Genomic DNA, 26,227 nt, shown 5'->3' on the forward strand with positions numbered 1-26,227 from the left:
GAACGCGCCTACGCCCTACCGTGAAGGGACCGGTCAGCCGAAGCAGGTGCGGGCATGCGAGCTATTTCCAGGTCAGCGCGCTGCCTCCTCGTGTGCTTCCTGGCTGTCGGGATCCTCGGCGGCGCCGCGCCGCCGGTCGCACCCGGCCCGCCGCCCGCTGAGGCCGCGGATCCCGGGCAGGCGTACCGGGCAGTGGACGACTTCCTGCGGGAGCAGCTCGACGCCGTCGGAATTCCGGGCGCCGCCCTCGCCGTCGTCCGGGACGGCGTCCAGGTGCACTCCGCCGCGTTCGGCCGCGCCGACGACTCCGGGCGGCCGATGACCGCCCAGACGCCGGTGCTGCTGGCCTCCACCAGCAAGTCCCTCACGGCCATCGCCGTGATGCAGCAGGTGGAGGCCGGCCGGCTGCGGCTGGACGAGCCGGTGCAGACGTACCTGCCCTGGTTCACGCTGGACAGCAGCAGCTCGTCCGCCATCACGGTCCGGCACCTGCTCCACCAGGCCAGCGGCATGGCGTCCAAGGACACGGCCTTCGAAGCCTCCGACGCGCAGGGCCCGGAGGCCCTTGAGGAAGGGGTCCGGGCCCTGGCAGGTGCCCCGCTCGCCGGCGAGCCGGGCGCGGCCTTCCACTACGCCAGCGCCAACTTCAACATCCTGGGCCTGCTGGTGCAGACGGTCTCCGGACAGCCGTTCGGCGACTACCTGAAGCAGCACGTCTTCGGGCCGCTGGAGATGGCCCACAGCCATCCGACCCGGGCCGCCGCACGCGGCGACAATGCAGCCGCCGGCTACTCCCTGTGGTTCGGCTCGTTCTGGCGCCAGACCGACGTGCCCGCACCCACCACCGGGATGCCGTCGTCCACCCTGTATGCCTCCGCCGAGGACCTGGGCCACCAGCTGACCGCACTGCTCGACGGCGGGCGGTACGGGGATGCGCGGATTCTCGAGCCCGGGAGCGTGGCGGCGATGTTCGAGCCCCGCGTGCAGGTGGACGGGGCCAAGGGGTACGCCATGGGGTGGTTCACCCGGCCGCTGGTGGAGTCCGCCGATCCCGCGGCACCTCCCGTCCCGGAGGAGGAGCTGCCGCTGCTTTTGGAGCATCAGGGCGAATGGGGCAACAGCCACACCTACCTGGCGGCGGTTCCGGAGTCCGGCCTCGGCGTCGCCCTGGTCATCAACGGCAACGACACCGCCGCCCCGTCGCGGCTCAAGTCCATCGACACCAACATCCTGCGGATCCTCCACGGACAGTCCCCCGTGCCGGCGGTGGTGTTCGAGGACTGGCTGCAGCGCTACAGCTGGGCGGTGGCCCTGGCGCTGCTGCTGACCGAGTTGCTGAGCCTGTGGCTGTCGCTGCGGTTCCTGCTCCGGCGGCGTGCCGTCTTCCGTACGCGTTGGGTTCCGTTGGCGTGGGGCGCCGCAGCCCTCGCCCTCGACGGGTTCGCCCTGTGGCTGTGCCTCGTCTACGCCCCGGCCCGGTTCGACACCCACCTGTCCGTCATCGTCCGCCACTTTCCCGACGTCGGCATTTCGTTGGTGCCGATCCTCGCCCTTGCCATCGTCTGGCCGATCCCGCGGACGGTCTGGCTGCTCGCGACGCTGTGGGCGGGGTCCAGCCCGCAAGTGGCCCGCTCAGCTCCGGCTCCCGTTCAGGCTCCGGCTAACCCGGCGTAGCCTGAATCCATGGGCTCCGAAGTCCGCAACCTCAGGCTCCGCACCGGCATCAGGGTGCCGTGCCTTGTCCATGGCAATGCCGTCGCGAAACCGGTCCTGCTGCTGCATCCGTGGGGCGAATCCCGGCGGAGCTTTGACCGCCTCATTCCTCTACTGACCGGTTACAAAATTTACGCTCCGGATCTGCGCGGGCAGGGCGCGGCCGACAAACCGGAGGACGGCTACTCCCTGGCGGAACAGGCGGACGACGCCGCCGCGATCCTGGACGCCCTGAACGTGGCGAGCGCCGCCGTCGTCGGCTCCTCCAGCGGCGGCTACGTCGCACAGCAGCTCGCCGTCGTCCGTCCTGAAAAAGTTGCGGCGCTGGTGCTGGTGGGCGCTCCCCTGAGCCTCCGCGGCCGGCGCGCCTTCGCCGACGACGTTGACCGGCTCACGGATCCCCTCGACGAGGGCTGGGTCCGGGATTCGCTGTCCTGGTTTCCCCTGCTGCACGACGTTCCGCAGTGGTTCCTCGAGGACCGCGTGCGCGACGGTCTCAGGATGCCCGCCCACGCCTGGAAAGCCATCCTGAATGGGCTCTGCGAAGCCACCCCGCCCACGGAATCGGGCACAATCCAGGCCCCCACGCTGATCCTGTGGGGTGCCCACGACAGCCTGCTGCCCCGCAGTGACCAGGAAACCCTGGCCGCCAGGATCCCCGGGTCCCTGCTGAAGGTCTACCCCGACGTGGCACACATGGTGCTGTGGGAGGTCCCGGAGCGGGTGGCCGACGACGCGGCGGCGTTCGTGTGTTCCCTGGGCTGAGGCCAACGTGGCAGGGCCTTTTTCCACGTTCTTCGTTAGGGTGAGGACTATGTGTCCGGCACGGCCGGTGGTTCACGCCTCCGCCCGGCCGCATGCGGCTTGGGGGCGCGCCGCCACCAGGCGTGCCGCCGAGCATTGGACTGCCGTGAACAAAGCTATTCCAGCCACCGCGGTGGCCGCAGCCCTGCTGCTCACTGGCTGCGCGGCCTCGTCATCCCCGGTGGACACTGCCCTCGCTGCCCCGTCGGGGACCACGGCGGCCAGCCAGACTGCGGCGGCCCCGGAATCACTGCCCGCGGCCACAAGTGGTGCCGACAAGACCGCGGACTTCACAACAGCGAACGCGGGCGCAGCCTGGGTGGGCGAGATCAAGTCCGCAACGGCCACCGAACCCGGCCGGATGAAGATCGAGACCAGTATTGTTGACCCGCGGGGTGCCGACGGCAGCGAACCTGCCAGGACCGCGATCGCCATCTGCGAGGCCGCCGTTGCAATCTTCGGCCCAAGCTATGTGGCCGTGATGGAGGATGACGGAACGCATTTCGCCCTGTTCGGCCACCCGTCCGTGCCAGCGGGCGCATGCACCGAAGTCTGAATCCTGCCGAGCACCCAACGTCACGTCAGAGGAAAAACATCATGGTCTATGACCGAGAGCGTGAGAAGCGCAACGACACCGTGTACGCCGAACACAAGAGGGCTATCGCAGCCGGCGAGAAGCGTATTCTCCGCAAGACCAGTACCGGGGAGTTGCACAGCTACCCTGCTGACGAGATCGGCTTCAGTCCTGGACGTGGCCAGGCCCAGGTCAGCACCTGGTGGGGCATGGGGATCCTGATGGTCTTCTCCGCGTCCGTCTTCGTGACGTGTCTCTGGCTGTTCCTTCGCCCCTCTGGGATGGGGGCTCACCCGAGTGGGGTGCGCTGTGGCCCATTGGCCTCTCCGGGTTCTTTGCGCCCTACGCCTACTTCCTTGCCAGGGACGAGTACCGAGCCACCCGACTGCGCAAGCTGCGCAACTCTCCTAAGCCCGGGACAGGGAACGTGGACATCGGTCTTCTTGAATTAGGTCAGGAAGGTCCCCACCGTCCCACCACGATCGCTGTGGAGCGCAGCTGATGGACCAGGGTGTTGCAACGCTCGTGGGTCTCGGCGGCGTGCTGGTGCTTATGGCGATTGTGTTTGTCCTGAACTCCATCTGGCAGCGGCGGCACCGGCGCACCAGGCCGCCGCGCCACCAGGGCGAGTGGCAGTCCCAGAGGGGCCGGGAGTACAAAAACCCGCCGCCCACCAATCACAATCAGGATCAGTGGAGCGGTTGGCCCTGATCATCCCGGGGCGGTTCTGACCAGGCGGAACCGTTCCAGAACCACCAACGTGTCGTCGTCCACCGTGAATCCTGGGTTTTCGAGGAAGCCTCGCATCTCCTTGCCGTGCCAGAAGCGCTCATGCCCGGCACGCCACTCTGCAACCGACGCGTATCCCTCGCCTTCTTCGCGGGCGTGCTCCCAGGAAACGTCGGCAAGCCGGACCTGCTGGACGTCCGTGGTCTCGATAACCGCTACATCCTTCCCGGCGGAGTCGACCACAACCTGCCGGGTGCCAGCCTCCGGGAACGACCCGTCCTCCACGAGGTACTCCACTGCCATTGACGTGGTGGAAGTCTTACTCCCGTCGAGAATCGCGGAAATGAGCCTGTCGCGCAACGGCCCTGGGAATCCGAATTCGGAGCGGGGCAGGTTGTTGAACTCGTCCATGGCCTGATTCTCTCGGTAGTGCCCGCTGGCAGCAAATGGTGCGCCCGCGCCATCAACTGAAGCAGATTTGCCGCACCCTTGCGTGGTGCCGGCGGCACGAGCACGTGCTGCCGGCACCCGACAAAGGATCCTATCTGGCGATGAGCTCCTTTACCGGCCCTTCGTGCAGGGCTAGGTAGACATCGTCGCGGATCTGGTTGGCCTGACGATCTGTCATCGTCCTGGTGAGAGGGCGCAGCACGAGCCGTACCAGCGCGTTGGCCTGTCCTTCACGAATCTTGAGCCGCTCCCCTAATACTTCCGCGTCCATGTCCGCGGGAACGACGATCGATATGTCACGTCGGATGGGCGGCATTTGGGACACCGGCTGCCACAGCGCCAGGTCCATCATCTGCTGTTCGATGCGTGTGTCTGCGGACCGGAGCAGCCGGATGTCGGGGATGCCTTTGCGCAGCATCAGGGCGCGGTCCAAGCCCATTCCAAGGGCGAGTCCGGACCACTTGGTGGGATCCAGGCCAGCTTGTGAGAACAGGTGCTGGGCCATGAGACCGCATTCGGCGAGTTCGAGCCATTCCCCCGTCCATGAGGACATCGACCTGCAGGCCTTGCTCGGTGTAGGGGTGGACGGCAGGGACTGCGCGCCACGGGGCACCGGGAAGCACAGCTTGTACCAGGGCCGCGATCATGTCTTGGAGGTGGCCTCCGTCGAGGTTTGTCCGCGAGCTGACGCGCCACAGGTCTACCTGGTGCGGCGTTCGCACATGCGTGCGGTCGATGGAATCGCGCGGGTAGACCAGGCCGGGGATGGCCCAGAGCTCGTCCGAGGATTCCCCGGGTTCCAGGGCTCGGAGCAGCGACGGAATGGAGGCGGAGGTGTGACTGCGCAGCATGACCGTTGGGCTGACATAGCGGGAGTATCTTTGAGGGCGTCATGGAGTTCATTGGGGCTGAGGTAATTGGGCATGGTGGTCCTTGGGATCGGATGTGAGTGGTGGTTCCCTCCCCCGACTCAACCGCTGGTCTGTACAACGAATACCGACTCACGGGAGACTGACGCCATGCGCAAACTGACCTTCGCCATGAACCTGAGCGTGGACGGCTACATCGCCGCACCCGGCGACGACCTCGGCTGGAGCTTGCCGAGCGACGAGCTGTTCCAATGGTGGTCCGACCGGGTGGGGGCGACGGACCTGGCGCTGTACGGGCGCAAACTGTGGGAGACGATGAGCTCCCACTGGCCGACCGCCGACCAGCAGCCTGGCGCCACACCGGCGCAGATCGAATTCGCCCACCGCTGGCGGGACATGCCGAAAGTGGTGTTCTCCTCTACGACCAGCACGGTCGACTGGAACGCCAGACTCGTCACCGGCGACGCGGTCACCGAGATCACCCGGCTCAAGGACGACGACGGCGGCTCCATGGACATCGGCGGTGCCACACTCGCCGCGGCGGCCATGCGGGCCGGGCTGATCGACGAGTACGTGATGGTCACCCACCCGGTCCTGGTGGGCGGCGGCACGCCGTTCTTCACAGCCCTGGACAACTGGGTGAACCTGAGCCTGGTGGAGACCCGGACGTTTCCCGGCGGTGCGGTCCTGACCAGATACGAGACCAGGCACTGAGTGCCCGACGTCGATTCAGCATGGGCTTCGCGCCGCCCAACGATCTCGTGTTGCTGTGTTCCGAGGCGATCGTGACGTTCCTGCCGTGCCCGCTCCTGGTTCCCACCTAACTCCTGATTCCCCGGTTTTTATCCTCCCGACAAACCATCGAAGAGCTTGTGAGGACCCGGTCAAGTCATAGAGACTTTCCCCACTAGAGCGGCCGGCCGTAGGGGTAATCTACCCATGTTCCGGTGCCCTCCGTCGGACAGGCATCGATAGCGCCCTCTCGCGTAGACCAATAGTCTGCGGGGAAGCGGGCTCCCTGGAGAACAGAACTCAAGTCGACGCCGTGCTCTTCGTGCCCGTCCGAAAATAACGCGTCATAGCGGATGCTGCGACAGCGCGTCATCAACCACCGACGCCTCCTCCAAGAGGCAGTGGCCCGGACGGCAATAGGCATTTCTGAACTCATAGGTACATCATCGCTGGCTTGCCCATGGATCCAGCACCGGTTGCGCGCCGGTCCGCCGTCCGCCACGAACCGCTGAACTCCACACTCGAAAACCCGGGCTGCTACAACGAAACGATGGGATGGTTAGACACGTGGTTCGACGAAACAGATTGGCCGAAGGATCCGCGTCTGGATCCGTTTCGTGATGCGGTGTGGCAGCTGTCGCTGAACGGCGAGATCAAAGGGTGGGTGACAATGACTTCACCACATACTCCCGCTTCGACCGGGATGGCACCTTTGACGCCACCCTCCTTGCCGGACCCGAGCGCGACCGCCTCTGGGCGCACTTGAAGCACGGCAGCAAGCCGACCGCACGGACTTAACTGAAGCGCCGCCGTCGTCATTCACGACGGCGGGCAACGACAACCAGTTCCGTAGAGTGCAGCGTTCGCCGCAAGCCGGGCGCCGTCGTGGGGCACTTTGACGGCGACCCGGCCCCGAAACGGCTCAAACCGCGGCGTGTCCGTGTCAAAGTGCCCCGGTTCGGCGACTCATGTGGCCTGGACTAGCGGTGACTACCTCTCGCAGGCCACGCCGTCGGAATCCCCATCCATCCCTGCCCGGTAGCCGGGCTGGCCCCGGTACAGCGGCGCAGCTCCTGCTGCCTTGGCGGCTGCGCAGTTCGCGTAGTAGGCCGCGGACGGTGCCTGAACTACCGGGGCTGGGTTCACGGCTGCCTGCTGGGCCGCTGCCTTGTCAGCCGCAGCCTTCGCAGCCGCTGCCTTGTCAGCCGCAGCCTTCGCAGCCGCTGCTTTCGCGGCTGCTGCCTTGTCGGATGCAACTTTGTCCGCGGCGGCCTTCTCTGCCGCAGCTTTGTCTGCTGCGGCCTCATCGGCGGCCGCCTTCTCCTCCGCAATCTTTTCAAGCGACTTAACGCCGAGGTTGACGGTGGATCCCTTGGCCACATGGGCGCCCTTCGTCGGGTCCTGGGACATTACCTGCCAGTTCTCGTCGACAATGATCATCTTGCCGTCGATAGTGTCCTCAGCTTTGACGTCGAACCCGAGATCTTTGAGCTGGTCCGTGGCCTTGTCCAGAGTTAGGCCCACCACGCTTGGAACCGCGACAGCACTTACAACCTCTGCAGCAGCGGTGGTTTTAGGCTGCTGTGCCTCCTGCTTGCCACCGCATCCCGTGAGCATGAGCCCGGTGAGTACAACCATTGCGAGTGTCTTCTTCATTTTTCCCCCTAGGAATATTTGAAACGAGTGATGGAACAGAGTCAGCTTTCGCAGGCCACGCCGTCGGCGTCGCGGTCCAGCGCGGCCCGGTACCCGGCCTGCCCGGCAAGGATGGGTGCGGCGCCTGCCGCCTTCGCCGCCGAGCAGTTGGCGTAGTAGACGGCGGCCGGCGCTGCGGGCGCGGGTGCCGGGACTGCCGGTGCGGGAGCAACCGGGGCAGGGGCGGGCGCCACTGCCGCTGGTGCAGGCGCCGCCGGGGCTGCCGCCGGCGCGGGCGCCGCCACAACCGGCGCTTTCTCATTGGTCGGTGCCAGCTGGCCGGCGCAGTTGCCCAAGATCCTGGCCATGGCGTCGTGCTCCGCCTGGGTGACCCACAGGCTGTACGTTGCCTTCACCGAAATCTGCCGTGCCACGTATTCGCACCGGAAGCCCTTGTTCGGCGGCAACCAGGTGGCGGCGTCGCCGTTGCCCTTTTTCATATTGGTGGGGCCGTCCGTCGACTGCAGGTTCAGCGGATCGTTGGCGAAGGCGGTCCGCTGCTCCATGGTCAGCTGCTGCGCGCCTTTCTGCCAGGCGTCGCTGAGGGCCACAACATGGTCAATCTGGACGGCGCTGCTGGTGGCGCTCCCCCGCAGGAAGCTGATGGTGGTACCCGTGTAGGGGTCCGCCAGCCTGCCGGACTGAACCTTGCAGGGCACGCTGTTGGTGTACGTGATCGCCGTGAGGTCGCGCTTGAGCATGTCATTCCGGGTGTCGCAGCCATTGCGGTCAACATCCATCCAGGCCTGCCCGAACAGCGCGCGGTCATAGCCCGTCTTGGGCGCGCGGCCCTTGATGGGGAGCGTGGCCAGCAGGTCGAGCGCCTTGGTGGCAAAGACAGGCTGCGTCTGCGGAGCCGCTGCGGTGACGCCGTTCGCCAAGGACTGAGCGGTCTCCGGATCGAGAGGGGCGCCCGTCACCTGGGCGGTTGGAGCGGACGACGGCGTCGGCGAACCTTCGGAGGAAGGGTCCGGTGTGGCGGTTGCTGGCGAGGCATTCCACTCCGACGAGGCCTGAAGGTCATCCGTATTGGTCCGCGGCAACGCGGCGGCACCGGCGATGAAGAGACCAAAGGAGACCGCAAGGGCGATGGCCCCGGCCCGCCGCTTCGCCGGGAGCCACGCCCAGGAACGGCGTCCGGTGGCCAGGACATACAGGCTGGTGAGAGCTGCCGAGATTGCCAGAACAACCAGCGCGCCGGCGAACCCGCCATTGAAGGCACCGATGATCATAAAGAGGGCTGTGATGCCGCCGATGATGAACGTGGAGGCGCGCGGCCGGCGGGGCGAATTTGGTCCGGGCACAGGCGCAGACGGTGCTGACCCGAACAGGGTCTGATAGTTCGACATTTTTCCCCAATAGTCGGGGCTCGACGTTGAGCCTGACTTTTCTCTTGAAACTTCACGTAAATGCTGAGCCTATTTCTCCCCAAGCCAGGAAAACCGAAACTCTGGCGAACCTCGGACAACGTTGAGCGGGTCTTGATCCGATCTTGATGGAAAGTCCGTGCTCCAATGGCTCCAAGGAGATGGGCGGGCTGCCGCGCAGTGCAGCACCCTACTTTGCGCGTGCAAGTATTCACTCATGACTATTGCTAGTGACATGTCCAAACTGCTGACCTTCATGGAATCAAAAGGCATCGACGCCTCGACTGAGGTGAGTCGAGGTTGGGCTTCGATCGGGGCGATTATCGTCGATGCCTCATTGCAGCGCCGGCAAAATTACACGGCAACCGTAAAACCGCGCATCGACGCTCTCCTGGCGGCGTGGCCGGATGCAAAAACAACCAGCGGATTCAGGAAGCGACTCGAAACCGGTACCCTCTCGGAGATCATCACGTGGCCATCACCAGGCAGACTTGCCCAGATAGAAGAAATAACACGTGTTTTTGAGGATCAGGACATCGAAACGGTCGAAGAACTCCGAACCAGGCTCACTGATCAGTCGACAAGGCCTGTTTTCCGTTCTGCCCTTGCCGAGGTGCGGCATATGGGTCCCAAGACCCTCGACTACATCGACATTCTCAGTGGACTGTCGACAGGTGTTGCCATTGATGTGCGGATACGGAGAGTGGCCCGGGCGGCTGGCATTGAGGACGTCTCCTACGAAAACATGTCAGCTGTGATCCGCGCTGCTGCTGACTCACGGGGCTGGCGCGCTGGCGACCTGGACGCTGCGCTTTGGCACTTCGGTATCGACGACGCTTCGCCGTCCTCCACCTAAGTAGGCGGGCTACGCAGCGGCCAGGCTGGATATCGTGGGCGCGGCCGTCGTACTTCTGGGTGAGCTTCGTGGCTATCGCTAATTCCAACTGGCTGCAGTACGTTGGTCAGTACGCCGTACGAGAGGGATGCTGCTGGGCATCGTCAATCCGGCCGCCACTTCTGGCCCTCCATCCCTCACCTCTGCATGAACAAAGAAGTTCATGCGTACTGGAGCGAACCCATGACATCTGCAACCATTTCCCGCTCCCGTCAAAACCCCCGGTTCCGGTGGCTGGTGCCCGCGGCCCTGATCGTCCTCAGCCTCGTCCCGATCATCGCCGGGGCCGTGCGCCTGACCGACCTGTCGGGAGGCCAGATCACGCCGGAGAACGCGCGGTTCTTCCATTCGCCGGTCCCTGTGCTGATCCACATCCCCACCGTCACCGTGTACCTGGTGCTGGGCGCATTCCAGTTCGTTCCCTCACTCCGCCGGGGCAAGCACGGCAGGGCAAGCTGGCACAAAATTGCCGGCCGCATCCTTGCCCCCACCGGCCTCCTTGCCGCCCTGTCCGGTTTGTGGATGGCCGTTTTCTACGACCTCCCGCCCCTGGACGGCCCGCTTCTCCTCGCCCTGCGGCTGGCCTTCGGGGCCGCCATGGTGGCGTTCATCATCCTGGGATTCATCGCGGTGCGGCGCCGGAACTACGTCCGGCACAGTGAATGGATGTCCCGCGCGTACGCCATCGGCCTTGCCCAGGGGACCATCGTTGTGGTGACCATTCCGTGGATTGTCCTGGTGGGACCGGTGACCGAGCTGACGCGGGCGCTGCTGATCGGGGCATCGTGGGTCCTCAGCCTGGCGGTGGCCGAATACTTCATCTACCGGCGCGCCCAAGGATCTACCCCAACGCCCCGCTCTGTCCGGCCGGCCCGCGTTGCCCCGCCCTCAGCCCTCTGAATCTCTGGCCCGCTCCAACCCGTCGAGCACCAGGTCCAGCCCGAAGGTGAACTCGTCGGCGTAGCTGTACCCCGGCTGGAGGACATGTTTGGACATGAGTTCATGGAGGTAGGGGTACTCGCTGGGCGGCAATTGGGCGAGCATCACGTTGGCCATGGCGGCTGCCTCCTCTCCCGAATCGAAGGGAAGCGCTTTTTCTTGCTTCGCGTAGCCATACACGTAGCTGTCCAGCGCGGAGAACGCGTGCGCTGTCATGGCCAGGGAAAACCCTCCGTTCCGGAACGTCCCGAGCACTCTGTCATGATGCCGCAGGGTGCCCGGGCCAGCCTGGGTGGCTGAGTCCATCAGCCCGTTGGCCCACGGATGGCGCAGCAGGACTGCACGCACCGAGACGGACCGCTTGCGCACGGCCGTCTTCCAGTCATCGTCATGCGACGGAAGCTCGATCTCGCCGTAGAGGGCATCGATCATCCCGTTGAGGAGGTCCTCCTTGTTGGAGACATGGTTGTAGAGCGACATCGCTTCCACGCCCAGCTCCTCCCCCAGCCGGCGCATCGAGAGCTTCTCGATCCCTCCCTCGTCCGCCAGGCTGATGGCAGTTTCGAGGACACGGTCCCGGTTCAAACGCGTCCGGCCTTCAGTCCGCTGAATCTTCCTTGCCGGCATTTCCCCCTCTTTCTTCTGGCTCCATTGACTTACCTTACACCGTAGGCGTAGCTTACTTACATCATAAGCTTACAACGTAAGGAAGACGTCATGAGCACCCTCGCCACCACCCACACTTCCGCTTCCCAGCGCACCCCGAAGCTGGACTTCCGCACCTGGTCCCCTGCCACCGCGAGCCTCGTATCAGGGCTGGGCCTGCTGGCCATGGTGGTCCTGATGACGGCTGGCTACTTCGGCGGCGTGGTACGCCTCATCACGCCCGGAGACGCAGCGAAGACAGCCCAGGACATCTCGCAGTCGGGAGCGACCTACCTCGCCGGCGTCGTATGCATCTTCCTGGTCATCCTGCTCGATGTGCTCGTCTCCGCTGCATGGTACGCACTGTTCAAGAACGTCAACCGGCGGCTGTCAGCTGCCGCGGCCTGGATGCGGGTCACGTTCGCCGGGCTCTTCGCAGTGGCCACCGGCCAACTGGACTACGCCTACACCCTGCTCGATGATCCGGGACAGGCCCTGCTCGCCATCGAATCATTCCGCACCATCTGGCTCATCAGCCTGGGGCTATTCGGCCTCTACCTCATCCTGATCGGGTACCTGGAACTCCGCTCCACCTTCGTTCCCAAAGTCTTTGGCGTCCTCCTGGCCATCTCCGGCGCCGGGTACATCATCGACGCGCTCGGTGTCGCCTTCGTTGAGGGCTTCGCCCCGATGTACGGACTGTTCGCCATCATCGGCGAAACGAGCTTCATCTTCTGGCTCCTGATCAAGGGCCGCAAGCTCACCATCCACTGAGCGCTATGCGCCCAAGGCGAGCAGCATTCCCAAGCCGTGCGCCGCCGTCGTAATTCACGACGGCGGCGCACTTCTGGGTGCCACCGCCCACGTCCTGGCAAAGGGGGCACTGGCTAAACCCCTATAAACGCAACCTTCCTCGCCGAGGAGTGAACGGCTGCAATGGATACTAGACACTTTTCCACTGCATCAAAGAGGAGTTCGCGTGCGCGGGCAGGCAACAATCGAGGACGGCATTACGGCCGGCCAACCCAAGACCAATAAGGACCGACGGCGGCCTCCGCTTCCGCTGGTGGTCTACGTTCTGGCGCTGGGAACGTTCCTGATGCTCACCAGCGAGTTCGTGGTGGCCGGCATCCTGCCGCTGCTCGCCGGCGACCTGGATGTCAGCGTTGCCCATGCCGGGTCGCTGATCACGGTCTTCGCCATCGGCATGGTGGTGGGTGCGCCGCTGATGGCGATGCTGACGATGCGCATGTCCAAGCAGCTGACGCTGGTCCTGGCGCTCATCGTGTTCGTGGCCGCCCATGCCGTTGTTGCACTTGGCCAGGACTTCACGCTGCTGCTGGTGGCGCGGTTCGTCAGCGCTCTTGCCACCGGCGCGTTCTGGACAGTCTCTGCGGTGGTGGCCACCCGCGCCGCGGGCCCCTCCTCAGGCGCCCGGGCCGTAGGTGTCGTTGGTGCCGGCGGTGCCCTCGCCACCGTCCTCGGCGTGCCCCTGGGGGCGTTCGTCGCGCAGCTGGTCGGCTGGCGCGGAACCTTCTGGGCGCTGGCGGCCGCCGCCGCGCTGGCCACCGTCCTCGTCGCCCGCCTCATTCCGCGCGGCGTCCCCGGCGCCCACCCCACATCCATCCGTGCCGAAGTGGCCGGCCTGCGCTCGGGCCGGCTGTGGCTGGCGCTGGCCGCCTGCGCCACCACGTGCGGCGGAGTGCTGGCCGCCTACTCGTACATCGCCCCGATCCTCATCGACCAGGCCGGCGTGACAGCTTCCCAGGTCCCGCTGGTGCTCACCGGCTTCGGCATCGGCTCGGTCATCGGCACGCTCCTCGCCGGCCGCTTCGGCGACGCCCACCCCGGCCCGATCACCATCATCACCCCCGCCGTGACCACCGTCCTCCTCCTGGCCATCAGCCTGGTGTCCGGTTCGCCATGGCTGACGAGCGCACTGGTGGTCCTGCTGGGCCTGTTCGGCCTCAGCGCCAACAGCGTGCTGATTCACCTTGCGGTCCGCTTCGCCGGGAAAGCCGCAACCCTCGGCTCCGCCCTCAGCGTCTCCGCGTTCAACGCCGGCACCGCCGTGGGCACCGCCATCGCCGGAGCCGCCCTGGTCTCCCCGCTCGGGACCACGGGTCCCGGCCTCGTCGGCACCATCATCGCCGCGCTGACCCTGATTCCCGTTATTGCCCTCGCCCTCGCCAGCCGCCGGCGTGCAGCAGCGCCTGGGCCCGTCGTCGCAACCAAGTCAGGCAGTATGCTCCCCTGAGAGAAGAAGTACGACGGAGGGAGGAACCGCGCGTGACTGACCTTGAGGACCAGGGGCTGCCGCTGACTGCCCTGGGCGTCGCTGCGGGCGGTCAGGACACGCGGCGGAATTCCCCGGTGGGGAGCTGGACGTGGATGGGTAACACCAGCTGAATGTGGGTAGCGCCGATCGGCTCGTCGAGCAGCTCGTTGATGGAGGTCTGCCCTTCCAACTCGACTGTCTGTTTCGTACCCACCACTAGACAATATGTGAAGCGCGGGCGCCGTGAATCCTAAGACACGGGCGCGGTTGGCACGAGCTTGTAGGCGTAGCGGGCGTCCAGGCTTCCGGCGGGGCTCATTCTCACGTCTGCCCCCTCAGTGGGCAGACGCACCGGCGCCCTGAACACCTTTCCGTCGCACGGGACCTGCACGGGGGCCAGAACTTCAGCACCTGCCGCGGTGGACACTGACAGTTCGGCCCCCGTTGGTCCGTCGCAGACGAAGCGGAGTTCGTACTTGCCGGGCTTGGCCATCAGCGTCCCGATGGTGGGTGTGTTCGCCCTGCTGGCTCCACTCAACTCGCCGGGCAAATGTGGTTGCAGCTGCTGCCGTGACCACTCCCCGAAGTCTGCCATCTCTGAGGCGCGCGGGTCCGTGTTGGGCTGGACCTTGACCCCTGTTGCGGACGGCCTGCCCGTTGGCGGGACCGCGCTGATGGTGATGGGCCCGCCGGCGTGCCGGACGAACCGTTCCAGGGTGGAATCGCACTCAAAGTCCGATGCCTCCGGCACACCGTCAGCCTTCACCAAGGTGAGCTTCGCCCCGTAAACCCCGGCACACGCACCCGTGACCACATAGTCCCCGGGCGCCAGGACAAGGAACAGCTTCCCGACGGGCTCCGCCTCCGACGGCATGCCGGGATCCGACGCGGCCGTCCCGAGCAAACGCACCACTTCTTCCGCGTTTTCCCCAACGGACCGCGGCTGCGGTGTTGCTGTCGGGGAGGACGCTGGAGCTGGTTGCTCAGCGGGGCCGCTGTATTCACACCCCGCGAGCGCAAGGACGAGCGCGGCAGCAACGAACAGGACTCCTCTGCGCCGAGCCGGCATCCCCCCATGAGCTGACATGGGTCCGAGTCTATGGCCTCCTGTCCGCGGCAGTGCCAGTATGTTGAGCATCAGGTTCCCTCCAGGCGCCCGCAACCCGGGCAGCAAGGATGCGCGGGTCATGACCTATGTCAACGATTTGGCCGATGTGGGACGGGGCGACGTCGCCGTGGCCGGCGGCAAGGCCGTGGGCCTGGGCGGCCTCCTCCAGGCCGGGCTGCCGGTCCCGCCCGGGTTTGTGCTGACCACCGCCGCCTACTCGCATTTTGTCGAGGCCAACCGGCTCGAAGCGGGCATCCAGGAACTCGCCGCCCTGCCACCGGATGCGCCGCCGCAGGAGTACGAGGCTGCCTCGGGGCGGATCCGCACCCTGTTCAAGAACGGCGCTATGCCGGCCGAGGTCGACGCCGTACTCGGCGCTGCCTACCGGCGTCTCGGCGACGGCGACTCGGACACCGCCGTGGCCGTGCGCTCCTCCGCCACGGCCGAAGACCTTGCCTCGGCCAGCTTCGCCGGTCAACAGGAGACCTACCTGAACGTCCGCGGGATGGATGAACTGTCCGCCGCGGTGATCAATTGCTGGGCTTCGCTGTGGACGGCGCGGGCCATGGCCTATAGGGCCCGCGAAGGCATCCGTCCGGACGACGTGCGCCTCGCCGTGGTGGTCCAGCGGATGGTCGAGGCCGAAGCCGCCGGGGTCATGTTCACCGCCAATCCGGCCAACGGGCGCCGCGACCAGACGGTGATCAGCGCCGCGTGGGGCCTGGGCGAATCGGTGGTCAGCGGATCCGTCACCACCGATGACGTGACGGTCGACGCCGGGACGGGCTCCGTGGTCTCCCGGCGGACAGCCGACAAGGAAGTCATGACCGTATACGCGGCGAAAGGCACCCGGGAGCAGCCGGTGGCGGCAGCCCGCCGTCGTACGCCCGTTCTTGACGACCGGGCGGCAGCCGAACTGGCCGGCTACGGGACCCGGATTGCGGACCATTTCGGGGCGCCGCAGGACATCGAGTGGGCGCGGGCCGGTGGCGAGTTCTTCCTGGTGCAGTCCCGGCCCATCACGGCGCTGCCCGAACCGGCGGCGGACACCCCCGAGACCTGGCCCATGCCGTATCCGAAAGGGCTCTACTTCCGGGCGAGCATTGTGGAGCAGCTGCCCGACCCGCTCACGCCGCTGTTCGCCGACCTCATTGACGGTTCCGTGGCCCGGTCGCTGAGCGCCTTGATGTCCGAGGCCGTGGGGACGAACGTCATCCGCGAGGGCGATGTGGGGCTGCCCACCATCAACGGCTACGCCTATTACTACTACCGCACCTCGGGCATGTGGCGGATGATGGGCAAGGCGCTGACGGCGGTGGGCGCGCTGGCCCGCGGCAAGGCGCACATGGGGGTTGCCGGCTGGCGCGACTATTCGCACCCCCGCTACGAACGGGTAATCACGGCCTGGTCCGCGAAGCCCGTCACGGAGCTCTCCGGCGCGGAACTGCTGGCCGGTGTGCAGGCGCTGCTGGACGCCGGCACCGTGTACTACACGGCGGTGCAGTCCATCATTCCGCTCGCGGCCACCAGCGAAATCTCCTTCGGCGCGTTTTATGACAAGCTGGTCCGGCGCGACGGCGATCCCCCCGCCCAGACGTTCCTCCTGGGCTATGACAGCGAACCCATCCGGGCGGAGAAGTCGCTGTACAACCTCGCCGCCTGGGTGCGCGACGTCCCCGGGCTGGCCTCCGCGATCCTCAATGAACCGACGACGGCGCTGGCCGAGTCCCAGCGCACCGGCTCCCCGCCCGCCGGGGTTGAGCCTGCGTTCTGGCAGCCATGGCATGAGCGCTTCCAGGAGCATCTGGACCGGTTCGGCCACGCAGTCTACAACCTGGATTTCGCCAGCCCGGTGCCGGCCGATGATCCGTCCACCCTGCTGGAGACGGTGAAGTTCTACCTGCGCGGGCAGGGCACGGACCCGCACGAGCGGCAGCGGCTCTCGGCCGAACGCCGGGACACCCTGACCAGCCAGATGGCCGGCCGGCTCGGCCCGCGCCGCCGGGCCGCATTCTTCCGGTTGCTCCGGTGGGCCCAGACCACGGCTCCGATCCGCGAAGACGCGCTGGCCGACGTCGGCCTGGCCTGGCCGCTTTTGCGGCGGATGCTGCACGAGCTCGGCCGGCGGCTGGTCGCCTCCGCCGTCATCGCTTCGCCGGACGACGTCTTCTGGCTGCGGCACCAGGAGCTGCGCAGCGCCGTCGAGTTCGGCCTCGCCGAAGCGGGGGCGCCGGGGGCCGCGGCCATTGCCATCACCGGGGCAGACCGGCCGGTCCGCGCCGCCGCCGTCGAGGAGCGCAGGATGCTGTGGCGGGGCCAGGTGAAGGCCGCTGCCCCGCAGATGCTCCCGGAGAGCCGGTGGATGGAGAAGGCCTTCGGGTCCATGATGCCTGCAGGCTCACAGCACCAGTCCGGCGACATCATCAAAGGCATCGGGGCCAGCGCGGGCAAGGTCAGCGCTCCCGCCCGCGTGCTGGGCGGGCCGCAGGATTTCGCGCTGATGGAGCCGGGCGAGGTCCTGGTGGCCCGCATCACCACTCCCGCATGGACCTCGCTGTTTACCATGGCCTCCGCGGTGGTGACCGACGTCGGCGGCCCGTTGAGCCACAGCTCCATCGTGGCCCGGGAGTACGGCATCCCGGCGGTGCTCGGCACCGGGGTGGCCACCCAGCGGCTCACCAGCGGCCAGCAGATCCGCGTGGATGGCGACGCCGGAACGGTCACCATCGAGCGCCCGACCCCTACCCAGGCCGCACCGGGCGGTGACAGGATGGGCGCATGAGCCGAGTCACGTGCGATCTGACCATTTCCCTCGACGGGTTCCTCGCCGGACCGAACCAAAGCATGACGGAGCCGCTGGGCGAGAACGGCGAGCTCCTGCACCGGTGGATGTTCGAAGACGCGGACAACAATGCGGCCGAGGTGGAAGGCATCCTCGCCGCGGGCGCCTACATCATGGGGCGGAACATGTTCGCGGGTCCCGGTCCCGGAGCCTGGGATAAGGACTGGCGGGGATGGTGGGGTGAGGAGCCGCCCTATCACGCACCCGTCTTCGTTCTCACGCATTTTCCCCGCGAGCCTGTGGAGATGCAGGGCGGCACCACCTTCAACTTCGTGACCGACGGCATCGAATCCGCGCTGGCCCAGGCCCGGGAGGCAGCCGGCCGCAAGGACGTGGCCATCGCCGGCGGGGCCAAGACCGTCCAGCAATACCTGTCGGCGGGGCTGATCGACGAGCTGCGGCTCCACACCTCGCCCCTGCTCCTGGGAGCAGGCGAACGGCTGCTCGACGGCGTCACGAATCTCACGCTGGAGCCCACCGAAGTGCGCGGCACGCGCTTCGTCACCCACGTGCGCTATCAGGTAACCCCCTGAAAAGCTGACCGCAACTATCAGGCCCAACCACGTCGATCAATTTTCCTTGTACTGGCGGGCGTGTGGGAGGGTGAGATGGACGAGGGGCACACGGCCTCAGGGGTCGGGAGGAAGCCAGTGCGTCTGTCACGTTCGATGTTGATCGCTGTCCTGTCCCTCGTCGCCGCAACGTTGTTCTGGGCCGGCAATTATATAGTCGGAAAGATAGCGATAGCCGAGCTCAGCCCGCTGAGCCTGGTCTACCTGCGATGGTTGCTGGCATTGGTGCCCCTGTTCCTTGTGGCGCAGGTCGTCGAGCGCCCGTCGTGGCGGCAGGCCATACGTGCCTGGCCCTGGGTGCTGGCCCTGAGCGTTTTCGGCCTTGCGGGGTACAACTTCCTGCTCTACGCGGCACTGCAGTTCACGGATGCTTTCAACGCCTCGCTGATCAATGCCTTCAACCCGGCGTTGATTGTGCTGGCCTCGGTCCTGTTCCTCCGCGAACGTCTCAGCCGGGCCGCCGTCGCAGGTCTGCTGCTGGCCCTGCTGGGCGTGCTGGTCATCCTCAGCAAAGGCAGCCTGCCCACCCTGCTGGACGCCCAGCACAACTCCGGGGACCTGCTGATGCTCGGGGCGATCGTCAGCTGGACCGCGTACACGATCATCGGCCGCCGGGCCCCGCGCCTGCCGCCGATCACCTCGACTGCCCTGCAGGCACTGTTCCTGGTCATCGGGCTGACCCCTGTGGTGGCCGTCCAGGGCATCGACCTGCCCCAGACTGCCGGCACCGCGTGGTCGCTGGCTTTCATTGCGGTCTTCCCGTCCCTGCTGTCCTACGTGCTCTGGAACCGCGCCCTGCAAACCATCGAACCCGCCAAGGCCGGCGTCTTCCTGAACCTCATCACGGTGTTCGCCGCCATCCTGACCCTCCTGATGGGCCAGCCGCTGACACTCGCACAGGTCATCGGCGGGACCATTGTCATCGCCGGCGTCGCACTGGCCAACAAGCAGGCGTTCACCCGACGCGTGCAACCGCCGGTCAGCACTGCGTTACGGGGCTGACCAACCCTTCAACTACGATCTTGTGATGCCGCTTCTTATCGCACCGGACGTCAGCTACCACTCCTCCTGGCTGGAGGGAGCCGCAGAATTTGATGGAACCCGCCAGGACGGCGGCGGTTCCGATGGCTGGCCGGTGGCAGAACTCAAAGACGCCCGGCAGTTCCGCCGCTTGGTGGACTTCCTCGTCAGCGATGCCTTGCCGGAGAGCCCCCGTCAGCCGGGGCACGTTCCGTGCACCTACCTCTGGATCGTGGAGGATGGGACGTTCCTGGGCTCGCTGGCCATCAGGCACGAGCTTAACGGCTTCCTCCTCGACCAGGGCGGGCACATTGGCTACAGCGTCAGGCCCTCCGCGCGGCGCCGCGGCCACGCATCCGCCGCCTTGGCCGCAGCCCTGCCCATAGCCCGGCAACTGGGAATCACCCGTGCGCTTGTCACCTGCGATGACACGAACGCAGGCTCCCGGGCGACCATCGAAAAGAACGGCGGCGTCTACGAGGACACCCGCAACGGCAAGCGCCGCTACTGGATCGACACCGTGTAACGGCGGGCCATCACGGGGCGCCGGTGAGCCTCGCCGGGACGCCGGTCCGGATGATCCACCATCCCAGTACGGCCATGACCAGGCCGATGGGGATCCCGTACGGCGGAAGCCCGGCGTTGTAGCCAAGGACGCCTGCCACCACAAAGAGCGCACCGATCCACGCGGGGAACATGTGTGCTCGCCAGCCGGCGATGCCAAAGACCATCCAGCCGACGGCGAACAGCACGTAGCTGGACAGCCCGCCGACCGCCAGCATTCCGGACCCGCCGGCGAGGATGGCGCCGGGGGCGACGTCGGCGATCCAGGGGCCGGCGAAGGCGTCAAACCACATGTTGCCGGCCATGTCCAGGGTGCCCACCAGCGCGAAACAGAAGGCCACTGCGCCCAGACCTCCCGCACGGCCACCGAGCCTGAAATAGACAGACACCAGGGCGAGGACAAGCCCGATGAACACCACCCAGTACAGGGCGTTGGCCGCGATGAAGGGCACCTGCCGCATCATTTCAATCCGGTCGAGGCTCCGGTCGGCCGTGAGCAGCCGGGCCACGTCAACAGCGGCGAAGACGACGCCGGAGACCAGCGCGATCGGTCCGGCAGCTTTTGCCAGTGGTGATGTCATGACTTCCTCCTGAGGGAGAAGCGCCCGACGGCGGTGGCCGGGCGGGGTGCCTTGCGCCAGGCCCCGCGGTCCAGCGTCATCGTGGCCAGTACCGCGAGAACGACCACCCCGAAGTAGATCAGCTCCGCGCGGCTGGCGTCGGCGCCGGTGAAGCCGAAGGAACCCATGGTGAACGTGCCCTGGCTGTTGTGGAACAGGAGCGTCAGCAGGACGCTGCCGCCGGTGCGGTTGAAAAGCCACACATAGAGGAAGGTGATGGCGAACGTCGTCGGCAGCCCGGTCAGGCTCAGCCCGCCAAAGAGGACCAGCGGCAGGTGCCAGAGGGCAACCAGGACGCCGAGAACAGCTGCAGACAGCAGCGGAGGACGGGACGCCTGAAGCAGCGGGAGGGCGTAGCCGCGGAACCCGGGTTCCTCGCCGAGCGGTCCGTCCAGCGGGTTGACCAGCCGGACGGCGAAGACGGTCAGCAGTCCGCTCCACGTCAGCTGGGCGAGGCCGGGAGCGGAGGCCCCCAGCGCCATGTTGATGAGCCCCGTGAGCGTGACAATGACGGCGGGGAGGAGGAGCGCGACGGCGTACCAGACCCATCCGACGCGCCACCGGATGAGTCGCCGTCCCCAGGCGCGGAAGCCGGCGCGGCCCTCTGCCAGGGCGATGACGATAATGGCCGCAGCCAGCGGGCCGATCGGCAGGAATTCCATGCGGGGAATCAGCCCTGCAGCATACGCGGGCCACGAGGCCCAGGATATTGCGTAGGTCAGGACAAAAAATGCCAGAAGCCTGTGGTGTTTCAGCCAGCCAGATGAACGGCGCATAATGGCTCCAAACAGTCACTGCAAGGTGCTCTCATTGTCCGCCCCGGCACGGCTGCACGCCAGTGATGGCCGCCCGTCAGGGAAGCGCGGCCAGAATGCTGTGTGGCCACTCTTTCGAAAGCACGTCGCGGCCCTGGGTTCGGCTCTAGATGTCTGAACTAGGATTCAACTCATGCCTGCCGCCAGCCCCAAAGACCTCCGTCAACATATGGCAGAGATATTTGACTGGAAGACCAGTCCCGTAACCGGCAGCAAATTCTTCAATCTGTACACCTGGTGGCGGGACCCAGAAGTTGTAGCCGGCGTAGGGGATCTGCTCGCTGAACCCTTCCGCGCGGCCAGTCCCACGGTTGTCATCGGCCCCTCCGCCAGCGGATACCTCACAGGTGTCCTCGCCGCGGCGAGCTTGGGCGTCGGCTTTTGCCCAATCCGTAAGGATGCTGCCCAATCCTTCGACAGCGATCCGTGGGTCACGGTCACTAGCCCGCCCGATTACAAGGACCGCCACCTCGAGCTGGGACTGCCCAAGGGCCTCATCCGTTCCGGGGACCGGGTACTCGCCGTAGACGATCTCATCGACAGTGGCGGTCAGCTCACGGCACTGCAGAGACTCATTGCGGAAGTTGGAGCCACATGGGTCGGGGCATCGGTCCTGATCGACAATCTCAAGGAGAGCCAGCCGAGGCGTCAGCTGAACCTCAAGTCTCTTTTTCATATCCGAGACCTCTAGGGCGCTCCGATACTTTGCCGTCCTCTTGGATGGCGCGACACCGGGAACTGAACCGGTTGCCTCGTGGATACTAAATGACGAACTCCTCAGCGCATCGTCGCAAGCTCGCATAGAGGCCATTTTGCTTAGGATGCAGGAATGAGCGATGAAGGACCGTGGCAGCGTTATGACCGAGACAAGCTACCCAAAGGGTGGGCCTACCCCATCGGCCGGGACAAGCTCGGCGCAGCCCTGGTCGCCGCAGGAGTTGAACTGGGCAGTCTCTCCTTCGGCGCAGGCGAGCGGCGGGACACTGAGCCCATATACGTCATGACGATCTACTGGCTGTCTGACGCCCGGCCAAAGTACTTCCAATCAAGGGACTTCCAGCCAGCCCCGCTCATGATGTTTGTCAGTGCCGTGCCGTCGTCGCTGCGGCTCCCCATAGGCCAGGCACTGACGGACGTCTGGCTTGAACAGGCCGTTGCGTGGGCAGGGCAAGCGTCCAAGAGGGGTAATGCCTGGACTGCCTCGGATCACCACTGGTATCTCAAGTACGAAGCGAAAACAGGGTTCACAGTCGAAATGATTTGACCGCCGTCAGGGCGGAGCTACTCGGTCGAATGTGTCCGCTCGACGTTCCGCATCGGGAAACTCCGGCCCGCCTATTTCAGGGCAGCTGACTCCCGAATTTCATAGCTGAGGTTTTGCAGGTCCTCATCCATTTCGTTGACCTGGATCAGGTATCCGTCGGGGTCTTTGACCGTGATGAATCGGCCGAAGGTTTCGTCCATGATGTCCGACGGCGAATATGCAGATCAGCCCACGTTCCGCTTGTTGCTTCAGCGTTCTCGCTCAGCCCCAGCGCGGTATAGAACTTGTTGGCGAGCTCGATGTTCCGCACGAAGCGGATCGGAGTGACCCTCATTTGCTTGTACCTTCCTGGTTTAGAGACTGCCTCAGCGCTTCCTCGACGAACGATGACAGCGAGAGCCCGCGTTCGATTGCTTGCCTAGTGAGGCGCGACAACTATCTGAACGTCGTCCTCGTAAAGAAGTCGTCCAGGATCGTTCGAATAAAGTACCTGCCAGCCGACGTCATGGCGGCGCAGAAGATCCGTATAGAAATCCACACCGGTCAGCAGGTGCGTGGCGGTGCACTTGAACCAGGCCTGCGCTGACGGGTTGATGGCTCGGTCATAGACCGATGTGTCGACCGTCGATGGGTCCGCATAGGCGGCGTCGTAGTTGTCATTCGCGCTACGCCACGAAGCCCAGTCCTGTCCACTGAGCGTGCCACCCTTGGCCAACCGGTTGGCGAGAGCGAAGATTCCCAGGTGGCATCCGCGGTCGTTGGGAATGCTTGCCTCATAGCGCACAAACTTCGGTTCCATGCTGCCTATCCAATCACCTGTCCTCCGGGAGTTGGTGCCGCGCAGGCCCGAACCAGCTGGCCAGCGCATCCTCCAGCCCCGCCCGGGTCCCGTCTCCCGTCCATGCCACATACCCGTCGGGCCGGATCAACACGGCCGCAGGAGCGCTGACTGAACCGATCACCGGAAGCTCCCACCCGCCGTCGTACGTCGCGTCCACTACCTGCACCCGGTCCGCCCACGGCCCCGCGTCAACGCTGCCCGGCACCCCGAAGTTGAGCAGCACCCCGCGGGCATTGTGCAGAAGGGTGAACACGCATAGCGGTCCGGTGGCGGTGACGACGTCGAGATCGGGCATGCGGCGCCCGAGCAGCGGGTGCCCCTCACCGAGGTCGTAGCGGACGTCCAGGCCGGAAATCAGCCCGGCGAGCCGCTTCCGGGCCTCATCGATGTCCAGCAGGCCGGCCACCGTGTCGGCCAGCGCGCCGACGCGCGCGTCGGCCCGCTGCATGACCGCCTGCGCCATGGTGTGCCGCAGCGCGCGGGCCCCGGCGGGGTGCCGCTCGGCGTGATAGGTGTCCAGCATGCTGTCCGGCGCAGTCCCCTTGACCACCTGGGCGAGCTTCCAGCCGAGGTTCACGGCGTCCTGGATGCCGAGCCCGATCCCCTGCCCGCCTGACGGGGAATGAATGTGCGCGGCGTCCCCGGCCAGCAGCACGCGGCCGCTCCGGTAGGCCGCCGCCTGCCGTGTGGCGTCGGTAAACCGTGAGATCCAGGTGGGACTGTGGACCCCGAAGTCAGTGTCAAAGATGTCGGTCAGCGCCTTGCTGAGGTCAGCGAGCGTGGGCTCGGTGGCTGGGCCGATGTGCTTCTCGGTCACCACTACCCGCGTGGTCCGCCCGTCCTCCATCAGGTGCAACCCGTGGACCCCCACCTCGTCGATGCGCATACCCGCCGGCGTCTCCTCCGTCACTTCCACTTCGGCGATCAGGCTGCTCCTGGTCGCATCCCAGCCGGGGAACCCGATGCCGGCTGCCTTGCGGACGGCACTTCGCCCGCCGTCGGCGCCCACCAGGTACTGTGCGCGCATCGTTGTGCCGTCGACGAGATGCACGTCCACCCCGGCGTCGTTCTGGGCGATGCCGGCCAACTCGAGGCCCCGGTGGACCGGCACACCCAGCTCCCCGATCCAGCCGGCCAGGATCCGCTCAATATGGTTCTGCCACAGGCCGAGCGTGTACGGGTGCCTGGTAGGAAAGTCGCTCACGTCCAGCTTCGTGGTCCCGAAGAACGCCGCCTGCACGGGCGTTCCCTCGGCGAGGAACCGGTCCGCAATCCCGCGCTGATCCAGGATTTCGATGGTCCGCGAGTGGAAGCCACCCGCACGCGAACCCACCAGCTCGGGCGTGGGGCGGCGCTCCACAATCGCCGCATCCACCCCCGCCAACGCCAGCTCACCGGCCAGCATCATCCCTGTGGGACCGCCGCCGGCAACAATCACATCAACCATCACAAACCCCCGCCTCTGCACGCCTCTTCCGCGCACGTCTGAGCCAGTCTGCGGCATGACGGGGGCCTTGCCGCAAGCCCCCGTGAGCGCGCTACATTGGAAAGAGAGGGGACCCGGCGGCAGCGTGCACGCGTCGCTCCGGCGCAGCCCACCATGCCCGCGCCGGCATCGGTCTGGGCCGGTCTTGCAGCAGGGTCAGGTGAGAGCCGTTGCGTTGGCCGGCGACCCGGTTCCGCCGGTGATGTTCAGCGGTTTGATGCTGATGACCGCGTCCCAGTGTCCGGTGGCCTTCATGTGCCGGGCGAGGGGCCCAAGCCGCCACAGTTCGCCCAGGGGCATGCCGAGTTTGGCGAGGAGTTGCTGGTGCATCATGCCGTGGTCGTTGAAGGCGCTGTCAAGGTAGGGGCTGTCCGGCACAACGGGCAGGCATTCGAAGGCGAAGTTATCGGCGGCGAGGAGGGCGAGGCGGTGGTCCCAGGCCCAGGCAACGAATTCCTTCGACTGGGCAACGCCGGTGGCCCGCCGGCTGTCGCGCATCCGTTGTTTTTCCTCGGGCGCCAGTGCCAGGAACCACTCGCACCACCCGGTGTGGAGCATCAGGATGTCCCCCTGCCGGAGGTTGACGGCCTGGGATTCGATTGCGGCTTGGATCAGCTCGAGGCCCAGGGGTTCACCTGCGGCGTGGTCGATGGGAGCACCTTGGCTTTCGCGGTAGCCATCGAGGTCCACCAGCACTCCCCTGCCAACAATGGGATGGTCTGCCCATTCCTGGATGCCGAGGTCCGGGGTGCCCTCCCGGATTTGGTCATCCGGCGTTCCGTTGTAGAAGCCGACGTCGTCAGCCCGGCGGTGCCTCAGTCCGTCAATCTGCGTGGATCCCTGAAGGTAGTAGCCGTCCAGATAGTCGTCGCGGTGGGCCGGGTGCGAGGAGTAGATGGTGTGCCGCGGAGCGCCGCGCTTGAGCGACATCCCGGGATCGAAGGCGTCTGCCGGATAATCCAGGCCGAATACGGTTCCAGTTCGGATGCAGGTTTTGGCGTCCAGCACCGCCCGCCGTGTAATGAACGACGGCGTCCCGCGCGTTGCGTCGGGAAACAGACCCCAGGATGTCCCGGCCAGGCTGCCTTCCCTTTCGAGCAGCCCCGCGAACGTCGGGTAGGTGGTGTCCCCGGTAAGGGAGGTCATCGCGCCCCTGCTTCCTGCGGCTGTTCCTGGTTCTGGTGGCGCTTGTAGCTGAGGAGGAAGCCGGAGATCGCGCAGATGGAGGCGGCAATGCACATCGGCGGCTTGATGGTTTCGTTGAGCAACTCCAGCCAGTCGCCTTGGCCGGCGACCAGGGCGACGGCCTGGCCGGCAACGAACACGACTCCGCCAATGAGGAGCGCTGCCAGGGTCAGGACGAAGAGGACTTCAACGGCCCTTCGGATCTTATGCATGTGGTGTT

28 protein-coding genes and 1 pseudogene are annotated in these 26,227 nt (G+C 66.1%); 15 read left to right on the forward strand and 14 right to left on the reverse strand.

Features of this window, described 5'->3' with window-relative positions:
* Nucleotides 1–54: 54 nt before the first annotated feature.
* From J2808_RS11740 to J2808_RS11755, 4 genes are all read left to right on the forward strand, one after another.
* Entirely contained in the window at nucleotides 55–1,674 is a 1,620-nt protein-coding gene (locus J2808_RS11740; protein WP_309816370.1) for a serine hydrolase domain-containing protein, read from the forward strand.
* A gap of 9 nt (nucleotides 1,675–1,683) precedes the next feature.
* A complete protein-coding gene (locus J2808_RS11745) occupies nucleotides 1,684–2,478 on the forward strand; it encodes an alpha/beta fold hydrolase (RefSeq protein WP_309816373.1) in 795 nt (264 codons plus the stop codon).
* A gap of 145 nt (nucleotides 2,479–2,623) precedes the next feature.
* Nucleotides 2,624–3,073 (forward strand): hypothetical protein, encoded by a 450-nt coding sequence (locus J2808_RS11750; RefSeq protein ID WP_309816375.1) that lies wholly within the window; start codon nucleotides 2,624–2,626, stop codon nucleotides 3,071–3,073.
* A 519-nt stretch (nucleotides 3,074–3,592) separates the two neighbouring features.
* Nucleotides 3,593–3,802: a hypothetical protein gene (locus tag J2808_RS11755; protein WP_309816378.1), complete on the forward strand. Its 210-nt coding sequence runs from the start codon at nucleotides 3,593–3,595 to the stop codon at nucleotides 3,800–3,802.
* Here the strand turns inward: J2808_RS11755 and J2808_RS11760 are convergent, their stop codons facing one another.
* Complete coding sequence (locus J2808_RS11760) at nucleotides 3,803–4,231, reverse strand: ASCH domain-containing protein (RefSeq protein WP_309816382.1); 429 nt, start codon at nucleotides 4,229–4,231, stop codon at nucleotides 3,803–3,805. It lies immediately after the preceding gene.
* Nucleotides 4,232–4,361: 130 nt separating this feature from the next.
* A pseudogene (gene srmL, locus J2808_RS22280) lies at nucleotides 4,362–5,121 on the reverse strand (PheS-related mystery ligase SrmL).
* A 168-nt stretch (nucleotides 5,122–5,289) separates the two neighbouring features.
* Here srmL and J2808_RS11775 point away from each other — a divergent pair.
* The gene (locus tag J2808_RS11775; protein ID WP_309816387.1) at nucleotides 5,290–5,853 is read left to right on the forward strand and encodes a dihydrofolate reductase family protein; all 564 of its coding nucleotides are present in this window, start codon (nucleotides 5,290–5,292) and stop codon (nucleotides 5,851–5,853) included.
* 1,008 nt (nucleotides 5,854–6,861) lie between these two features.
* On the opposite strand, the gene J2808_RS11780 is transcribed toward J2808_RS11775, so the two are convergent.
* Together J2808_RS11780 and J2808_RS11785 are read right to left on the reverse strand one after the other, a co-directional pair.
* Nucleotides 6,862–7,527: an excalibur calcium-binding domain-containing protein gene (locus J2808_RS11780; RefSeq protein WP_309816390.1), complete on the reverse strand. Its 666-nt coding sequence runs from the start codon at nucleotides 7,525–7,527 to the stop codon at nucleotides 6,862–6,864.
* A gap of 41 nt (nucleotides 7,528–7,568) precedes the next feature.
* Nucleotides 7,569–8,915, reverse strand: a complete 1,347-nt coding sequence (locus tag J2808_RS11785) for a GmrSD restriction endonuclease domain-containing protein (RefSeq protein WP_309816392.1) — start codon at nucleotides 8,913–8,915, stop codon at nucleotides 7,569–7,571.
* A gap of 235 nt (nucleotides 8,916–9,150) precedes the next feature.
* On the opposite strand from J2808_RS11785, the gene J2808_RS11790 reads away from it, so the two are divergent.
* Together J2808_RS11790 and J2808_RS11795 are read left to right on the forward strand one after the other, a co-directional pair.
* Nucleotides 9,151–9,789 (forward strand): hypothetical protein, encoded by a 639-nt coding sequence (locus tag J2808_RS11790; protein ID WP_309816394.1) that lies wholly within the window; start codon nucleotides 9,151–9,153, stop codon nucleotides 9,787–9,789.
* Between the two features lie 222 nt (nucleotides 9,790–10,011).
* A complete protein-coding gene (locus J2808_RS11795; protein ID WP_309816397.1) occupies nucleotides 10,012–10,728 on the forward strand; it encodes a DUF2306 domain-containing protein in 717 nt (238 codons plus the stop codon).
* On the opposite strand, the gene J2808_RS11800 is transcribed toward J2808_RS11795, so the two are convergent.
* On the reverse strand, nucleotides 10,717–11,394 hold the full coding sequence (locus J2808_RS11800; protein WP_309816398.1) for a TetR/AcrR family transcriptional regulator: 678 nt from the start codon (nucleotides 11,392–11,394) through the stop codon (nucleotides 10,717–10,719). The two genes, J2808_RS11795 and J2808_RS11800, sit on opposite strands and share 12 nt — an antisense overlap.
* A gap of 90 nt (nucleotides 11,395–11,484) precedes the next feature.
* Between J2808_RS11800 and J2808_RS11805 the strand changes: the two genes are divergently transcribed.
* Together J2808_RS11805 and J2808_RS11810 are read left to right on the forward strand one after the other, a co-directional pair.
* A complete protein-coding gene (locus tag J2808_RS11805; protein WP_309816401.1) occupies nucleotides 11,485–12,186 on the forward strand; it encodes a DUF4386 domain-containing protein in 702 nt (233 codons plus the stop codon).
* 205 nt (nucleotides 12,187–12,391) lie between these two features.
* Nucleotides 12,392–13,669 carry an MFS transporter gene (locus tag J2808_RS11810; RefSeq protein ID WP_309816404.1) on the forward strand — a complete coding sequence of 426 codons (1,278 nt, stop codon included), beginning with the start codon at nucleotides 12,392–12,394 and terminating at the stop codon, nucleotides 13,667–13,669.
* A gap of 91 nt (nucleotides 13,670–13,760) precedes the next feature.
* On the opposite strand, the gene J2808_RS11815 is transcribed toward J2808_RS11810, so the two are convergent.
* Nucleotides 13,761–13,904 carry a hypothetical protein gene (locus tag J2808_RS11815; RefSeq protein ID WP_309816408.1) on the reverse strand — a complete coding sequence of 48 codons (144 nt, stop codon included), beginning with the start codon at nucleotides 13,902–13,904 and terminating at the stop codon, nucleotides 13,761–13,763.
* A 36-nt stretch (nucleotides 13,905–13,940) separates the two neighbouring features.
* Complete coding sequence (locus J2808_RS11820) at nucleotides 13,941–14,777, reverse strand: hypothetical protein (protein ID WP_309816411.1); 837 nt, start codon at nucleotides 14,775–14,777, stop codon at nucleotides 13,941–13,943.
* 100 nt (nucleotides 14,778–14,877) lie between these two features.
* Here J2808_RS11820 and J2808_RS11825 point away from each other — a divergent pair, with 100 nt between their 5' ends.
* The 4 genes from J2808_RS11825 to J2808_RS11840 all read left to right on the forward strand — a co-directional run bounded on the left by J2808_RS11825 (nucleotide 14,878) and on the right by J2808_RS11840 (nucleotide 19,758).
* Complete coding sequence (locus J2808_RS11825; protein ID WP_309816412.1) at nucleotides 14,878–17,580, forward strand: PEP/pyruvate-binding domain-containing protein; 2,703 nt, start codon at nucleotides 14,878–14,880, stop codon at nucleotides 17,578–17,580.
* Nucleotides 17,577–18,173 carry a dihydrofolate reductase family protein gene (locus J2808_RS11830; protein ID WP_309816415.1) on the forward strand — a complete coding sequence of 199 codons (597 nt, stop codon included), beginning with the start codon at nucleotides 17,577–17,579 and terminating at the stop codon, nucleotides 18,171–18,173. The genes J2808_RS11825 and J2808_RS11830 overlap by 4 nt, the downstream gene beginning before the upstream one ends.
* Nucleotides 18,174–18,290: 117 nt before the next feature.
* Entirely contained in the window at nucleotides 18,291–19,214 is a 924-nt protein-coding gene (locus J2808_RS11835) for a DMT family transporter (RefSeq protein ID WP_309816419.1), read from the forward strand.
* A 25-nt stretch (nucleotides 19,215–19,239) separates the two neighbouring features.
* Entirely contained in the window at nucleotides 19,240–19,758 is a 519-nt protein-coding gene (locus J2808_RS11840) for a GNAT family N-acetyltransferase (RefSeq protein ID WP_309816421.1), read from the forward strand.
* A 10-nt stretch (nucleotides 19,759–19,768) separates the two neighbouring features.
* Here the strand turns inward: J2808_RS11840 and J2808_RS11845 are convergent, their stop codons facing one another.
* Nucleotides 19,769–20,377, reverse strand: coding sequence for a hypothetical protein (locus J2808_RS11845; RefSeq protein WP_309816424.1), 609 nt, complete (start codon nucleotides 20,375–20,377; stop codon nucleotides 19,769–19,771).
* On the reverse strand, nucleotides 20,374–21,192 hold the full coding sequence (locus tag J2808_RS11850) for a CPBP family intramembrane glutamic endopeptidase (RefSeq protein WP_309816427.1): 819 nt from the start codon (nucleotides 21,190–21,192) through the stop codon (nucleotides 20,374–20,376). The genes J2808_RS11845 and J2808_RS11850 overlap by 4 nt, the downstream gene beginning before the upstream one ends.
* A 172-nt stretch (nucleotides 21,193–21,364) precedes the next feature.
* Here J2808_RS11850 and J2808_RS11855 point away from each other — a divergent pair, with 172 nt between their 5' ends.
* A complete protein-coding gene (locus J2808_RS11855) occupies nucleotides 21,365–21,922 on the forward strand; it encodes a phosphoribosyltransferase family protein (protein WP_309816429.1) in 558 nt (185 codons plus the stop codon).
* Between the two features lie 138 nt (nucleotides 21,923–22,060).
* Entirely contained in the window at nucleotides 22,061–22,495 is a 435-nt protein-coding gene (locus J2808_RS11860; RefSeq protein WP_309816431.1) for a hypothetical protein, read from the forward strand.
* 71 nt (nucleotides 22,496–22,566) lie between these two features.
* On the opposite strand, the gene J2808_RS11865 is transcribed toward J2808_RS11860, so the two are convergent.
* The 5 genes from J2808_RS11865 to J2808_RS11885 form a co-directional block, all read right to left on the reverse strand.
* Nucleotides 22,567–22,695 (reverse strand): hypothetical protein, encoded by a 129-nt coding sequence (locus J2808_RS11865; protein ID WP_309816434.1) that lies wholly within the window; start codon nucleotides 22,693–22,695, stop codon nucleotides 22,567–22,569.
* A 218-nt stretch (nucleotides 22,696–22,913) separates the two neighbouring features.
* A complete protein-coding gene (locus J2808_RS11870) occupies nucleotides 22,914–23,294 on the reverse strand; it encodes a hypothetical protein (protein ID WP_309816437.1) in 381 nt (126 codons plus the stop codon).
* A gap of 13 nt (nucleotides 23,295–23,307) precedes the next feature.
* The gene (locus tag J2808_RS11875; RefSeq protein ID WP_309816439.1) at nucleotides 23,308–24,783 is read right to left on the reverse strand and encodes an FAD-dependent monooxygenase; all 1,476 of its coding nucleotides are present in this window, start codon (nucleotides 24,781–24,783) and stop codon (nucleotides 23,308–23,310) included.
* A 195-nt stretch (nucleotides 24,784–24,978) separates the two neighbouring features.
* Complete coding sequence (locus tag J2808_RS11880) at nucleotides 24,979–25,968, reverse strand: cyclase family protein (RefSeq protein ID WP_309816441.1); 990 nt, start codon at nucleotides 25,966–25,968, stop codon at nucleotides 24,979–24,981.
* Nucleotides 25,965–26,219, reverse strand: a complete 255-nt coding sequence (locus J2808_RS11885) for a hypothetical protein (RefSeq protein ID WP_309816443.1) — start codon at nucleotides 26,217–26,219, stop codon at nucleotides 25,965–25,967. Before J2808_RS11885 ends, J2808_RS11880 begins: the two co-directional genes overlap by 4 nt.
* Nucleotides 26,220–26,227: the final 8 nt, after the last annotated feature.

This window comes from Pseudarthrobacter sulfonivorans, from assembly GCF_031454915.1.
Classification (GTDB): domain Bacteria; phylum Actinomycetota; class Actinomycetes; order Actinomycetales; family Micrococcaceae; genus Arthrobacter; species Arthrobacter sulfonivorans_C.

Excerpts from the sequence above, each read along its gene's own strand:
- J2808_RS11740 (WP_309816370.1), top strand. The coding sequence starts at position 55 with ATGCGAGCTATTTCCAGGTCAGCGCGCTGCCTCCTCGTGTGCTTCCTG.
- J2808_RS11745 (WP_309816373.1), top strand. The coding sequence starts at position 1,684 with ATGGGCTCCGAAGTCCGCAACCTCAGGCTCCGCACCGGCATCAGGGTG.
- J2808_RS11755 (WP_309816378.1), top strand. The coding sequence starts at position 3,593 with ATGGACCAGGGTGTTGCAACGCTCGTGGGTCTCGGCGGCGTGCTGGTG.
- J2808_RS11760 (WP_309816382.1), bottom strand. The coding sequence starts at position 4,231 with ATGGACGAGTTCAACAACCTGCCCCGCTCCGAATTCGGATTCCCAGGG.
- J2808_RS11775 (WP_309816387.1), top strand. The coding sequence starts at position 5,290 with ATGCGCAAACTGACCTTCGCCATGAACCTGAGCGTGGACGGCTACATC.
- J2808_RS11780 (WP_309816390.1), bottom strand. The coding sequence starts at position 7,527 with ATGAAGAAGACACTCGCAATGGTTGTACTCACCGGGCTCATGCTCACG.
- J2808_RS11785 (WP_309816392.1), bottom strand. The coding sequence starts at position 8,915 with ATGTCGAACTATCAGACCCTGTTCGGGTCAGCACCGTCTGCGCCTGTG.
- J2808_RS11790 (WP_309816394.1), top strand. The coding sequence starts at position 9,151 with ATGACTATTGCTAGTGACATGTCCAAACTGCTGACCTTCATGGAATCA.
- J2808_RS11795 (WP_309816397.1), top strand. The coding sequence starts at position 10,012 with ATGACATCTGCAACCATTTCCCGCTCCCGTCAAAACCCCCGGTTCCGG.
- J2808_RS11800 (WP_309816398.1), bottom strand. The coding sequence starts at position 11,394 with ATGCCGGCAAGGAAGATTCAGCGGACTGAAGGCCGGACGCGTTTGAAC.
- J2808_RS11805 (WP_309816401.1), top strand. The coding sequence starts at position 11,485 with ATGAGCACCCTCGCCACCACCCACACTTCCGCTTCCCAGCGCACCCCG.
- J2808_RS11820 (WP_309816411.1), bottom strand. The coding sequence starts at position 14,777 with ATGTCAGCTCATGGGGGGATGCCGGCTCGGCGCAGAGGAGTCCTGTTC.
- J2808_RS11825 (WP_309816412.1), top strand. The coding sequence starts at position 14,878 with ATGACCTATGTCAACGATTTGGCCGATGTGGGACGGGGCGACGTCGCC.
- J2808_RS11830 (WP_309816415.1), top strand. The coding sequence starts at position 17,577 with ATGAGCCGAGTCACGTGCGATCTGACCATTTCCCTCGACGGGTTCCTC.
- J2808_RS11840 (WP_309816421.1), top strand. The coding sequence starts at position 19,240 with ATGCCGCTTCTTATCGCACCGGACGTCAGCTACCACTCCTCCTGGCTG.
- J2808_RS11845 (WP_309816424.1), bottom strand. The coding sequence starts at position 20,377 with ATGACATCACCACTGGCAAAAGCTGCCGGACCGATCGCGCTGGTCTCC.
- J2808_RS11850 (WP_309816427.1), bottom strand. The coding sequence starts at position 21,192 with ATGCGCCGTTCATCTGGCTGGCTGAAACACCACAGGCTTCTGGCATTT.
- J2808_RS11855 (WP_309816429.1), top strand. The coding sequence starts at position 21,365 with ATGCCTGCCGCCAGCCCCAAAGACCTCCGTCAACATATGGCAGAGATA.
- J2808_RS11860 (WP_309816431.1), top strand. The coding sequence starts at position 22,061 with ATGAGCGATGAAGGACCGTGGCAGCGTTATGACCGAGACAAGCTACCC.
- J2808_RS11865 (WP_309816434.1), bottom strand. The coding sequence starts at position 22,695 with ATGGACGAAACCTTCGGCCGATTCATCACGGTCAAAGACCCCGACGGA.
- J2808_RS11870 (WP_309816437.1), bottom strand. The coding sequence starts at position 23,294 with ATGGAACCGAAGTTTGTGCGCTATGAGGCAAGCATTCCCAACGACCGC.
- J2808_RS11875 (WP_309816439.1), bottom strand. The coding sequence starts at position 24,783 with ATGGTTGATGTGATTGTTGCCGGCGGCGGTCCCACAGGGATGATGCTG.
- J2808_RS11880 (WP_309816441.1), bottom strand. The coding sequence starts at position 25,968 with ATGACCTCCCTTACCGGGGACACCACCTACCCGACGTTCGCGGGGCTG.
- J2808_RS11885 (WP_309816443.1), bottom strand. The coding sequence starts at position 26,219 with ATGCATAAGATCCGAAGGGCCGTTGAAGTCCTCTTCGTCCTGACCCTG.